Below are 12,774 nucleotides of genomic sequence, written 5' to 3'. Positions count from 1 at the left end.
GTAGTAGTGATACCACTTCACGGCAAAGCCCGCTCTCCATGCATTTTTGGAGCACATATTGCCACAGCCTGCAGTCCGAGCCGCTGTACGTAAGCAGCCATGCTATTACGTAGTTTCCCCAACCCACTCCACGGGGTTTTGGCATTGGATCATCCCCAAGCCTCCGCCCCGGCTAGACCGGGGTGGTTTGCTTGGGGACTCATCGCCTCCTCTATCACTTTAGTTACTTGGCTTTTTAAGACCCCTAAACGACTGAGCATCGTAACCAAAAGCCTTATAACCCGCCCCAACCACAGCTTGACCGGTGCCGGGCCGGGGTGGGTCGGCCCGGGAGTCAACTCGCACGCCTTTCGTTCACCAATCAGTCTAGCCTGGAATCATCAAACCCCCGGGCTTCATCCCCACCCACAGCCCAGCCCCACCCAAGCCGGGCCGGGGGTCAGCCCAGGGGTTGGCAACAAAGCGTCTAAGTCTCTAGTTGGGCTTGGATTTCGTATTTTTGCAGTTCATCCTTGATTTGTAGGAATCTTTTATCTGCGAGTGTGATTGATGGTAGCTGTGGTGGTTGGGTTGCTGTCCTAACAACTCTTCCGATCAACTGAATACTCTTCATGACGGCGAGGCTCCTCTCATCAACACCTCTCGCTTCCAGCCTTCGCATTGCGTCAGGGGGTAGGATTGGATACCCTAATACGACTAGGTTCTCGAAACAACCCAGATCAACGCCCTCAATAAACTTGCCAAATGTTCTAAGGGCTAGAATCCCGCTCCTAAAGTCGCAGGGCGCTTTACTGCCTAAATCATCCTCCCACACAACCTCATCCACACCACCCAGCAATACCTCTCTCGATGCTGTTGTGAAAATGAGCGTGCTGGGCTTTAGGAATTTACTTCTGATGTACCTCACCATCTCATCCCTCCTCGCCCTTACATTCTCAACCGTAAATGAATACTTGGCATCCACTTTGATGGGAACAACCCAACCCCTCTTGATTGTGATGACGCTAGAGCTACCTAACAGGGAGGGTGGCAGGGTGGCACTCATATAAAGTATTTGCGCATCTGTGCTCAAGTTGGTCGAGGGCAACTCGAGAGCAGTAATAGTCCCATCACTCCCATCGAAGAACCACACCTGACAGCCAAGCATCTGTACTACCTCCTCAATAATCGGTTTGAGATCATTATCTTCAAAGGCTATGGTCACTAGTGCATCAATCATTTCATTTAAAACCATTTTAAGGGTCTCAGGGCTCTTGATGATTTGCCCAATCTCATCCTCCTCGAAACCAAGTTTCCCGAGTAAAACCTCCATCACTCTGGCATCAATTTTATGTATCGTTGGAAGAACCAAATTGTGACTTTCATCGACAACAACCATCCTAGGCTTTATTGCCCTAATTAACCTATGCACCCGATTGTAATGGGCAATTACGACATCATAACCATTATAACGCTCAAGCATTGACTGTAACGAGTAAGGACAGATACCCATCGACTCGGCATACTCCTTAACTCTTCCGAAATCCAATGAACCGCTTAATTGTTTTAAATCACCTAACCTAACGGGTTTGTTTAGAGGACAACCGCGGCAAACACCCCTAGCGAAATCAAGCGTTGTGTATCCGAAGCCGCAAAGCTTTTCCTTACCAGCCGTGGCTAGAGTGCGCAAGCCCATATTAATAGCATTTGCGTAAACATGCAGCGAAATTGCTAAACGCGGCGTAAGCCACAGGGCTGGTCTTGCCCCAAGTTCTTTTATCACGGCTAAGGCAGTCAGCGTCTTCCCCCACCCCGTGGGAGCCTGTAAAGCCACCCACGGGGCAGAGGACAACGCATTAACGAGCTTCTTAACGATTTCACGCTGATCTTCTCTAAGTCTAAGCTCTGCCATGGCTACCACCTCATGAGCACTACAAACACGATAAACAAAATAACCAGTGTTACAATCGGACTTAACAACAATCCAGTGACTATAGCTGTCATGATACCTAAGCCAACTACTAACGGAACCCACTTTCTACGTCTTCTCTTCAAGACCCCCTTCCTCACCAACACCCTGTAGATGAGTTCCTCAAGGTGCTCTTCATCCAACATGTTCTTCAATTTGCTCAGTGTTTCCTCGGTCTCGACCTCTGCCCTCAATATCTCGCTCGTGAGGTCTAGGAGGTCCCTCACCTCGCCAAACCTCTCGTCTATTACACTCGCAAGGTGCATGAATCGCCTATCGAGATCGCTAAGCAACTTGTTGACGACCTCATTGATTACTTGGTTGATTGTCTCTCTGTCAAGACCCAACCTAGACAACCTCTCCTCAATCTCGCCTCTGAACTTCTCAAGTTCCTTGCCGACAAGAACCTTAACGAGAGCCTTGATCGCTTTTTCATCAATTCTACTCCTCTTTTCCAACTGCTCTACCAATTCCTCGAAACTTCTCTGCATCTTATCCTTAAGGTCGTCATAAACCTCGACCATCCTCTCGTTTACCAACCGCTCAACCAACTCCTCAATATCTCGATACTCATCCCTACCCGCCCCACGGCCGGTGGTTGGATCAACCCCGAGGAATTCGCCTTGGCAAGCCCAAGGCGCTGTACCTCAGGGTCTCATCACTTCTACTAAATAATTAGCTTGGCTTTAAAAGGGGAGGGTCGATACATTAGCTGCATTTCTGAATCAGATACTCTTTTACAGCTTCAACTGCCCATTTTATTATAAAAAATTCGAGAGCCTTAGTTGATCCCTCTATCTTTTGTTTTACCTCAGTCATAGACAATGCCTCCTGCATCTTTTTATATAAGGCCATTTCTATCAACTCCTCGATCTTTATACGCTCCTCCTCAGTTATTATATGTCCTTCCCTTTTTAAGTTCTCGACTATTTTCAATGTCTCTTGTTTAATGTACTTGGCGAATTTTTCTAAGAATGTCTCTTGCACGTTTCTTAACATTTCACATAATTGCTTAATTTGTGGCCCCTTAACATTTTTAACGTAAATCTTAACCTCATTCTCGAACTCATTCATAATTTCGTTAAATATTTTATCTAGATCAAAATCCCGCAGAAATTCATCCTTATCCTCATTCATTTAAAGCATAAGAGGTGCCATGCTTAATAAGCCTTATTGACGCTGCCCCCTCAACCTCCCCCTCAGGGTAACGGCCACTATGTCGAGGACTATTAATGTCTGAATTATGCCGGCTGTCATACCGAGGGGGTATGATAGGGAGGGGCTAATTGATACGAGCGCTGACGTGGAGATGGGATTAGGGAGCATAAGTAATGGGCCAAAAATGAAGAAGATGCTTAAGGCATAGGCATACACTATAATCATCCTAATTTTCTGGATCGTCCTAACCAGCCTATCGTCCCCTATATCCTCCGCAATACCCTCCACCCTATTAACAACCCAGAAAGACACCGCGAACATTATCGATAATGAGGTAATGACTACGGGCAACAACGTGAGGTAAAACCGCAACACCTCACCACCCAACCCATACAAAAACCTGTATAACGAGATAAATATAAAGAGCGTAAGGGTAATGATTGCGAAGAAGAGGTAAAAGAGAAGGAGTTGGTCGTAGCACGACACTATGTAATTACTTCTGGCGTTGGTTGCGGTTAAAATAAGCATGGTAATTACTAGGTTGAGTCCGAAAAGTAATATCGGTATTAACCACGAATAACCCGAGAAAAGTGCGGCAAGCACGTCTATCACGGCTATGATCAGGACAATGGCTATGAGTTGCCCTAATATTAATGAGCAGGGTATTTGCCCAGCCCCTTGGAGTGCACTCATTATTACACCTGATTTAATCTCTATAAATAAGGGTTTAAGGGTTAAGCCAAGTAATACGAGGATATAAACCATGGGTGAGATGTCAAGAGAGACATTAATACGTGCAATCCCATTAACGGCATTGATCGCACTAGCCACATGCACAACCCTAAGCATCCAAATCCATATTGGCAAATCGGCAACCCTCAACTAAATCCTCGGCCTAAACTCACTACTTATTATTGGTAGCGATGGTATCTACGTAAACCTGGTTGCGATAATCATAAGCGGTTTTAGTCGTGATAGCGCTTAGTTATCCTAAGATCTGCGGTGAGTCCTGGGGGTCTATAAAATATGAACTCTGGATCCTTGCCCGGGAATATTGCGGCAAATACTATTCCAACAAATGCCTCCGGATCCTCTTTTATATACGAAGTATCAACGCCATTTCTAGATAGATAATCCTTTATAAACTTACCCAATGGATCTTTACTAACCTTAGTTATTAGTGCAACCTTCATTCCATACCTGGCACATCCTACGGCGGTATTAGCTGTTGTACCACCTACGTACTTCATGAAATGGCGCGCCTGGTCTAGAGGTGCGCCTAGGTCGTCGGAGTACAGGTCAATACCCGCCCTGCCTATTAATACCACATCATACCGTTTCATATGATTTACCCCTAGTAAGTTCATATTTTTAAAACCTTATCTTTATGAACAAAATCCCATCCTAGAACCATCTTATTATTGTTGTTTTTCTGTCTGTTAGGAAGTCTATTACGTCCATTTGTGGGTGGTGGCTACCGAGTCCAGATATCCCCCTACCTCCGAATGGGAACCAACCGACCGGTGCCGCTATGCCAATGTTGACGCCGACGTTGCCTACGTTCACGTTGTTCACGAAATACCTAGCCCAGGCACCACTCTGGGTGAATATCGCGGCTGAGTGGTGGTACTTACCCCTATTGATCCAGTCAATAACCTCATCGAGGTTGCCAGCCCTAATTAAATTCGCAACGGGTCCAAAGACCTCCTCCCTAACGATGTCCATGTCCGGACCAACACCCTCAAGTATCGTAGGACCTAGGTAGAAGCCCCTCGGGTAGTCCTGAACCTTGTAATCCCTACCATCAAGCACAACCCTGGCCCCGGCGTTCACGGCATTCTCAACCTTCCTAATCACATTCTGCCTATACTGCTCCGTGGTCATTGGACCCATCTCAACGGACTCATCAAGCCCATAACCAACCCTCAACACCCTAGCCCTCTCAACAAAGGCTTTCTTGAATTTGTTGTAGAAGTTGTCATCACCAACAACCACGATGTTCTGTATAGCCAAGCACCTCTGCCCAGCATTACCATACTTCGAGTGAATCAACGTCTCCACAGTCCTCTCGAGGTTGGCGTCAGGCATGACGACGGCGTAGTTGGCGGCACTGCCACCGCCAAGGAACCTCTTACCAGCCCTCGCCGATGCCTCATAAAGCCTTAGGGCTATTGTCGATGTGCCAACGAATGCGGTACCCTCAACAAGCCTGTGCGTCACCAGGTAATCAACAACGGAGTTATCCAGGTGCACTAGGTTTAGAACGCCTGGTGGTAGTACGTCAGCCATCAACTCCATGACGTAGGTCATGGGTATCGGAGTCACCGGGCTAACCTTAACAACCACAGTGTCACCGAGCGCTATCGCGTATGGTATGAACCAGAAGGGTATCATGACTGGGAAGTTGTAGGGTGTTATTATTGAGAACACACCCAGTGGTTCCCTCATCATTATTTCATCAATGTCCTTGGCAATCTCACGCTGATACTCACCCTTGGATAGCGTGAGTAGTGCGGATATTGCGGCTTCGACATTCTCAATAGTCCTCCTCAAATCACCCCTAGAGTCACTAATCGGCTTACCATGGTTCTGCGTATTAACCCTCGCAATATCCTCCCTATGCTCCTCAAGAACCCACTTAATCCTGAAGAGGTACTGAAGCCTATCGGGCACCGGAGTCCTACTCCAGGTCTTGAATGCCTCATAGGCAGCCTCAACAGCCTCATCAACATCCTCCTTACCACCAAGGGGAACCTCACCAATAACCTCACCAAGACCGGGGTCAAAGAGCTGACCAAAACCAAGGGGGTGGCCATCAATCCACCTACCACCAACAAAACTCCTCAACCTACCCCAAAACCCCCTAGGAACCTCAAGAACAGGCATGCAGAAAATGAAAAACAATTCTTTTTAAGGATTACCTCAAATTGCACTTAAACTTATTCAGGCAACTCTTTACCCTTAGTCTCTTCAAGCATTAAGAAACATATTATCGAGATTATTCCGTAGAGTGCTATTACGAGCGCCTGTCCCCACCATCTTGCTATGTATTGTGTACCGACTAATGCCGTTATTATTAGTGGTGAGAGACCGCCGGCTACAATTGCGGTTAGGTGGTATGCGGTGCCCGTTGCCGTGTACCTATACTTCGTTGGGAATAACTCAGCCCAGTAGGCTGTTTCTGCCGCGTACATGAAGCCGTGAATTATGGCGAAGACAACCAATAATAAGGTGGCGATTAGGAAGAAATTAGGCGACGTCCTAAACATTATTGCCAATAATACATAGGGTACTGCGTATATTGTTACGGCTGCATTACCACCTATTAATACCAACTTCCTCCCAATAATATCAGCCAGCAATGCCGCTGCAATTATTGCGAAAATCTCCACCGTGGCAGCTATGGTTACAGCACCCGTGACGAGGGTTCTCGCAAGCCCCAAGCCCGTGAAGAATAATAATGAGTACTCAGAAAAACATAGAAGTTGGCATTCTCACTACCCCTAGCAAACATCAATAATATTATTTTCTTCCAATAACGCTTAAAGGTCTCAGGAATTGGCGCCCTCGAAACCTCGCCCCTCTGTACTAATCTTAAGAAGCGGGGTGTTTCTAGGAATATCGCCCTAAGTATCACTGCGATGATTGCCACAATGGCGCCTATCCAGAACACGGGCTTCCACCCAAAGGTTATGAATGCCTCCCCCCTATATATGGAGCTGAATAGTGTAAAGAGTCCTGCCGCCATGAGCAATCCTATGGGTACACCCTGCTGAACCCAACTGCCCCAAAAGGCCCTCCACCTTGACTCGGCGGCGAATTCCTCAACGAATGTTGTTGCACCACCCCACTCACCACCAATACCTAGGCCCTGGAGTATTCTGAATGTTGATACGAGGGTTATGCCTAAATAACCGACTTGTTGGTAGCCTGGTGTTAGCCCTATTGCTAGGGTTCCAAGACCCATCAACACCAAGTCCCAGGTTAATCCAGCCTTCCTACCATACCTATCACCAATGTGACCAAATATTATTGCACCAACAGGCCTAAACACAAAACCAACCAAGTAAGTAACCAAGGACATGACCAAAGCCCAGAAATAGGGATACTTAGGCGGGAAGAAATAATAGGGAAACACCAAAGCAGCAGCCGTTCCATAAGCAAAGAAGTCAAACCATTCAAGGCTAACACCTATTGTGGCCAACGTCGTAGCCCCCACCTTTGTACTAAATGATATCTTCTCACCTGACATATTAAAACTTAAAATATTTTGATATTTTTAAGTTTTTCCCTAAATAATTAAGAACTAGCTTAACATTCCCTACTTATTCTTACTGCAGGTCTTCCTAATACCTTTCCTTGCTCGAGTTCCTTTAATGCCCTTGGTATTTCATCAATACCTTCATACACATTCTGAACAATATAATCTATATTTAGTACCCCCCTTGATAGTAGGTCTAGTATTGCTGGTATATCCCTTGACGGTATTCCACCATATGACCCTATGATTTGTACACCTCTCCTCACTAATGCATTTATGTTAAATGATGCCTCAGCATCGGATCTAGATAGCCCTATAATCACAGCTCTACCACCTGCCCTAACGGATTTGATGGCTTGCGATATTGTCAATGGAAGACCTATCGCCTCAAACGCAGCATCAGCCCCCCTCCCATTGGTCAACTTTAACACCGTACTTACAGGATCCTCTCTCCTTGAGTTAATTACGTAATCGGCGCCCAACTTTGTTGCATAATCTAATTTATTATCATCAATATCAACTGCAATCACGCGAACACCATAAACCCTCTTTGCTATATGTACTACGCTCGATCCAACACCACCAATACCGTAAACTACGATTGTCTCCCCCGGCGATAAGGAGGCATTTCTGCATGCACCAAATGCGGTCATGACCGCACATCCTATTACAGAGACCTTATCAAGGGGGAGGTTTGGCGGAACCTTAAACACATCCCTCACTGGTATTACTGAATACTCAGCCCATGCACCCATTGAGTACATATATATTGGTGAGCCATCGACATCCCTTAGGCGTGTATCACCATCAAAATACACACCCTTAAGCCTATTATAATTGTAGAATTTTTCGCATAGATCCTCGCGACCAATCCTGCAGTAATAACATTCCCCACAGGGTATTATGAAGGTCGCAACTACACGATCACCCCTCTGGAATCCTTCAACGCCCTCACCAACCTCCTCAATAACGCCAGAAACCTCATGACCCAAAACAGCAGGTATTGGAAAGGGTATTTCCCCCAGTGCTACGTGTAAATCACTATGGCAAACACCAGCTCCACAAACCTTGATTAAAACCTCACCCCTCCTAGGCTTTGGCTTCAGTATATTCTTAATTTGAAGGACATAAGGCGACCCAGCCTTCTCCAAAACAACGGCTCTCATCAACTCTGACATAATTATTGAACAATTTTAATTGGTATTTTAAAGTATTTCCCTTGTATGGACTTATATTGTGAAAATATCTGGATGTTTTCTTACCTCATTTATAAAGTCCTGTATTAAGGCTTTTAAATCACCATACTTCGGCGCCCACCCAAGTTCGTTCTTTATCCTATCCATACTTAAGTCTCTGGGCCAGGTCTTCACAATATTCGTTATTGTAGGGTTCGGCTTAAACATTAACTGTGCACTTGGTACAATCGATTTCACGGTATCCGCGAGCTCGCGTGCAGTTGGTGATGGGTATGGTCCCTGTACATTATAAATTCTCGATTTAGCCTTACTCGGATTCTCGAGTATGTGTATTATTAAATCTGTGACATCCTTAATATAAACTATCGGTATTCTCACATCCTCCTCCACCGGTATTTCATAAGGTTCACCCTGTGCCGCTTTCTGTATTATCAGTGTCGTATATGCAGAGGCTCCACCATCCTTCCTACCCGGCCCTATTACTGAGGCTAGTCTTAGTGCTATGAAGTTTACTCCATAACGCCAATAATACCACATACCCAGCATCTCATTGAATTGCTTAGATACGCCATAAAGTGTCTTTGGTAATGTATATATTTCTTCATCAACTACCTCCTTACCCTCTAACCCGGCTCCATATGCAGCAATACTGCTAGGGTATACTATTGTCTTAGTATCGAAAATCCTAGCTGCTTCATACACATTCCACGAACCCTCAAAATTAACCCTAAAGCCGATGTGTGGGTTAGTTTCAGCATTGGCTGAAAGTAATGCCGCAAGATGCACAACAGCATCTGGCCTATATTTCTTAAAAATCTCATACACATCATAAGGATTAGAAACATCACACCTAACAACCTCAACCCTATTCCTAATATCCTTAATTAACCCCTCGTTGATTACATAATCACAAAGCACAACATCGTACCTACCCACACCCACCATGGCCCTAGCCAGATGAGAACCAATAAACCCCAAACCACCAGTAATAAGTACCCTTGACATAATATTTGAACTACTGATGCCGCATCTTAATAAAGCTTACCAATTAGCGGTTTTCGGGGTTTTATAATGGTTGTTTTGTGGCATTTTAGTCCCCTATTACGGCTTTTTTCCTTATTAGTTCCTCTATTTCCTGCTCTGTATATCCAAGCTCCCTCAGTATTTGTCTCGTGTGCTCCCCAAGCCTTGGCGGTGGTGCTGTGCCTACAGTATCGATACCCACGGCCTTTATTGGATTATTAACAACCTTAACAACACCAATGCTCGGATGCCTTAGCTCCAGTACCATGTTTCTAACCCTCGTATTCCCATCCTCGAGTGCCTCCTTAACATTAAGTACGGGAGCCACTGGTATCCCAGCCTTCCTCAGCAACTCAACCCAATACATCATGGGTTTGGTCGAGAACGTCCTCTCAAGCTCACTAACCAACTCATCTCTATGAACAACCCTATCGGGGTTTGTCCTGAACCTAGGGTCATTGGTCAAGTCCTCCCTACCAATAACCCTACAGAACTCCTGCCAAAGCTTCTCAGTACCCACGGCAACGACGAAGTACCTACCATCACCAGCCCTAAAGGCTTGGTATGGCGCAATACTCGAATGCGCACTACCGAGCCTCCTGGGAACCTCACCACTGGCTAGGTAATGCGCGGCTTGGTGTGTCAGTATTGATATTGCCGAGTCGGTGAGCGCCAGGTCTATGTACGTACCCCTACCAGTCATGTCCCTAACCCTCAACGCCGTGAGTATCGATATGACGCAATAAAGTCCAGTGACTATGTCTATTATAGGCACACCAAACTTCACAGGCTCACCACCAGGCTCCCCGGTGAGGTCCATCAAGCCACTCATTGCCAGAGCCACTAGGTCGTAACCTGGGTAATCCCTGTATGGCCCATACTGCCCAAAGCCCGATATTGAGCAATATATAATCCTTGGGTTAATCCTCGAAACATCCTCATAACCAATACCGAGCCTCGCAGCAGTACCGGGTCTGTATGCCTCTATCAATACGTCAGCCCTCTCAACAAGTTTCCTAACAACATCCCTACCACCCTCACTCCTCAAGTCAATAACTATCGACCTCTTACCCCTATTGGCACTGGCAAAGTATGCACTATACTTCTCGGCATAGAACGGTGGACCCCAATCACGGGATGAATCACCCTCAGGAGGCTCAACCTTAATCACATCCGCACCAAGGTCAGCCAGAAGCATTGCAGCAAAGGGCCCAGCCATCGCACTCGTAAACTCCAAAACCCTAACACCAAAAAGAGGCCTCACGTAAAGCAATAATAAACAACATTATTAAGAATTACCACTAGAACATACATACCCAGGCTAGGTATTTAGGTAACTCAATTTTAATCACGCGCCTGCGATAATCGCTGGGTATTAATGGTTGAGGCAATGCAGTGTGATTAGTTACGTAAAACGCTGGAGTATTTATTTAGATTTAACGGGAAATTGAAATAAACGATAAGATTAATTCTTATTAATTTTTGGTATATTGTCAATTAAGCTCTGCGGAAGTAAATAATCGACTTACCTAATGAGATGATATTTAACGTAGTTTCGCACCTAAAGACCACGCAACCGAAGTGTGGGTTCTTAATTCCGTTTACATGGGATGGGCTCGCAACCGAAAATTAGTGAGGGAAGGAGTGAAGTAAATGAAGCATGAAAAATAGAAAACTAACTAGAAATAAAGGTACAGAGTATTTTTGTAATAAATCTCATTAAAAATTATGATTATAAAACTGAACCCTTAACCGAGGGCTCCAGCTCTATTACTGCCTGCCTCCTTATCGGGCCCGTTATGACCAGGGCCTTCGTGATTAATCCAGCCATGTGTGCTGGTAACGCCGTAGTTAGCCACCTGATGTCTTCATTGGTTAGGTTTAGTACCTTGGCCACCTCATTAACATAGGCATCAGACCCGCTGAGGATGATCATTAGTGGTATGTTTTGTAATACGTTGGTGTCTATGCTGGTTATTGTTTGTGTGACCATTACTGTGCCTAGGCCGAACTTCCTGGTCCCACGCATTAAAGAGGTACTCAACATAACCCAGTACTACGGGGACTTCATGGGGTACGTGGCTAAGGTAAGGTTCAGTGGAGAGCTAGGCGATGAGGTTATGCAAAGGGCCGAGTACTACCTCGACCTACCTAACGGGTGGATCAGGGAATAAGGAATAGGCGGAAAGGGCGTTAAAGAATACCCATCAATGCCCATTGTGGCAGCTGTGGCACTGGCGATAGCGGTTATCGAAACCAACAACCCAAGGAATGCAATAAAGGCACTAAGCAGGGGAAACACAAGGTCAATAATCACAAGGCTCAAACCCAACAAATTCCTCAGCCGACTAAGCCGCCAAACCCATAATTAGGTCAACTAACGAATAAAAAACCAACAAATGTTAAAGGAAAAACCCACGTGTACATAATCCAACCAATCCACCTTACAATCCAAAATAAGTTATAACATGACCGAGCCAATCAGAATCATTATCTTACGAATACCGACCACAAGTTATTTTAACTGAAGACAACAGTCGTAGCGTTGTCTTCACTTAAAATAACTGCCCAATTCCCAATCAACAATTATTGAGTGACGGTTTTTAAATCGGTGTATATAGGGCATTGATGGGTGGGGCTGCTGCTATTGAGTTGGTTAGGAGTTATTTTTATAGGTTCCAGCCTACGATGAGCGTAGCCGAGATTGGGGCTAGGCTAGTTGATTTGGGAGAGTTATCGTGCAGGTGCAATAACGATGATTTTAGGCGTGAGGTTCTCGACTACATGCTCGATATTGCCAACGCCCTCGGGGAGGGTATTCACGACCACCGGCACCTATAAGCCGTTGATTAGGAGGGCGCTTAGGTTGCTTAGGGTAGAGCCGAGCGATGACTTGGTGGGGCTCGGCATAAAGTACTTCGAGGAACTATACGAGTACCTCAAGGAGGAGGTGGGGGGAGGTAGACGGGATAGAGCCGTGGAGGTACGTGACTTCAATAGCTATAGCGGCAGCCGCACTCGCCAAGGTGGAGAAGTTAGGAGCTCCGCCCAATTTCGTGAAGGTTGAGCTGAGGATAAGAGGTCTCGAGAACATATACGAGGAACTGAAGCTTGGGAAATTCATAAACATTACTGAGTGGAATTCGGAGAATAAAGAAACAAAATTATAGCAAAAACGATAGTTAAAT

General features: G+C 45.7%; 14 protein-coding genes. 2 read left to right on the top strand and 12 right to left on the bottom strand.

Translation table 11 applies throughout. The features are described 5' to 3' along the window. Positions 1–466: 466 nt before the first annotated feature. The 12 genes from B7L68_RS05725 to B7L68_RS05675 form a co-directional block, all read right to left on the bottom strand. Complete coding sequence (locus tag B7L68_RS05725) at positions 467–1,891, bottom strand: DEAD/DEAH box helicase family protein (protein ID WP_143615308.1); 1,425 nt, start codon at positions 1,889–1,891, stop codon at positions 467–469. 2 nt (positions 1,892–1,893) lie between these two features. Beyond that, positions 1,894–2,499: a hypothetical protein gene (locus B7L68_RS05720; RefSeq protein ID WP_143615307.1), complete on the bottom strand. Its 606-nt coding sequence runs from the start codon at positions 2,497–2,499 to the stop codon at positions 1,894–1,896. 157 nt (positions 2,500–2,656) lie between these two features. Next, positions 2,657–3,085 carry a hypothetical protein gene (locus B7L68_RS05715; protein ID WP_081246723.1) on the bottom strand — a complete coding sequence of 143 codons (429 nt, stop codon included), beginning with the start codon at positions 3,083–3,085 and terminating at the stop codon, positions 2,657–2,659. 33 nt (positions 3,086–3,118) lie between these two features. Next, positions 3,119–3,871, bottom strand: coding sequence for a hypothetical protein (locus B7L68_RS05710; RefSeq protein WP_081246722.1), 753 nt, complete (start codon positions 3,869–3,871; stop codon positions 3,119–3,121). A 200-nt stretch (positions 3,872–4,071) separates the two neighbouring features. After that, positions 4,072–4,473 (bottom strand): PfkB family carbohydrate kinase, encoded by a 402-nt coding sequence (locus tag B7L68_RS05705; RefSeq protein ID WP_081246721.1) that lies wholly within the window; start codon positions 4,471–4,473, stop codon positions 4,072–4,074. Positions 4,474–4,510: 37 nt separating this feature from the next. Beyond that, positions 4,511–5,992 carry an aldehyde dehydrogenase family protein gene (locus tag B7L68_RS05700; protein WP_081246720.1) on the bottom strand — a complete coding sequence of 494 codons (1,482 nt, stop codon included), beginning with the start codon at positions 5,990–5,992 and terminating at the stop codon, positions 4,511–4,513. Positions 5,993–6,045: 53 nt separating this feature from the next. After that, complete coding sequence (locus B7L68_RS08920) at positions 6,046–6,549, bottom strand: MFS transporter (RefSeq protein WP_202820513.1); 504 nt, start codon at positions 6,547–6,549, stop codon at positions 6,046–6,048. After that, entirely contained in the window at positions 6,513–7,358 is an 846-nt protein-coding gene (locus tag B7L68_RS08915; RefSeq protein WP_081246718.1) for an MFS transporter, read from the bottom strand. The genes B7L68_RS08920 and B7L68_RS08915 overlap by 37 nt, the downstream gene beginning before the upstream one ends. A 59-nt stretch (positions 7,359–7,417) precedes the next feature. Next, positions 7,418–8,545 carry a zinc-binding dehydrogenase gene (locus B7L68_RS05690; protein WP_081246717.1) on the bottom strand — a complete coding sequence of 376 codons (1,128 nt, stop codon included), beginning with the start codon at positions 8,543–8,545 and terminating at the stop codon, positions 7,418–7,420. 51 nt (positions 8,546–8,596) lie between these two features. Further along, complete coding sequence (locus B7L68_RS05685) at positions 8,597–9,568, bottom strand: NAD(P)-dependent oxidoreductase (protein ID WP_081246716.1); 972 nt, start codon at positions 9,566–9,568, stop codon at positions 8,597–8,599. A gap of 85 nt (positions 9,569–9,653) precedes the next feature. Continuing rightward, positions 9,654–10,850: a CaiB/BaiF CoA-transferase family protein gene (locus B7L68_RS05680; RefSeq protein ID WP_081246715.1), complete on the bottom strand. Its 1,197-nt coding sequence runs from the start codon at positions 10,848–10,850 to the stop codon at positions 9,654–9,656. Positions 10,851–11,318: 468 nt separating this feature from the next. Then, positions 11,319–11,522, bottom strand: a complete 204-nt coding sequence (locus B7L68_RS05675) for a hypothetical protein (protein ID WP_081246714.1) — start codon at positions 11,520–11,522, stop codon at positions 11,319–11,321. A gap of 31 nt (positions 11,523–11,553) precedes the next feature. On the opposite strand from B7L68_RS05675, the gene B7L68_RS05670 reads away from it, so the two are divergent. Together B7L68_RS05670 and B7L68_RS08500 are read left to right on the top strand one after the other, a co-directional pair. Continuing rightward, entirely contained in the window at positions 11,554–11,760 is a 207-nt protein-coding gene (locus B7L68_RS05670; RefSeq protein WP_143615305.1) for a hypothetical protein, read from the top strand. A gap of 593 nt (positions 11,761–12,353) precedes the next feature. Next, complete coding sequence (locus B7L68_RS08500) at positions 12,354–12,653, top strand: hypothetical protein (protein WP_143615304.1); 300 nt, start codon at positions 12,354–12,356, stop codon at positions 12,651–12,653. Positions 12,654–12,774: the final 121 nt, after the last annotated feature.

Source organism: Thermoproteus sp. CP80 (assembly GCF_002077075.2).
GTDB lineage: Archaea > Thermoproteota > Thermoprotei > Thermoproteales > Thermoproteaceae > Thermoproteus.
The sequence above is the reverse complement of the archived record's forward strand: the minus strand, read 5'-3'. Positions and strand labels throughout refer to the sequence as shown.